At 74.2% G+C, this 233-nt stretch carries 1 protein-coding gene; it reads left to right on the forward strand.

Going from position 1 to position 233, the window contains the following annotated elements; all coding sequences use genetic code 11:
- On the forward strand, positions 1 to 233 hold a 233-nt coding region (locus tag KVS69_RS20700), incomplete at both ends, for a hypothetical protein (protein ID WP_217540224.1).

Below are 233 nucleotides of genomic sequence, written 5' to 3' on the forward strand. Positions count from 1 at the left end.
GGACAGGGCCTATGCGTACACCCTGGGCGGCGACAAGGGTGCGGCGGCGGCGGGAGAAGAGGGCAAGCCGCGGGTGCGGCGGGTCAGCGGTGAGACGCTCAAGCGGCCGGCGGCAGCGCCAGGGGATGCGCCGGACGTGCAGCCCGCCTGGTCTGCCAGCGCGCGTTATTTCCTGCCCGACGCGGTTACCGGCATCCCGCTGTCTCGTCGTGCAGGGGCCCGCCTCACCCGGC

The sequence above is a fragment of the Stenotrophomonas sp. GbtcB23 genome (assembly GCF_019091045.1).
Lineage (GTDB): Bacteria > Pseudomonadota > Gammaproteobacteria > Xanthomonadales > Xanthomonadaceae > Stenotrophomonas > Stenotrophomonas rhizophila_A.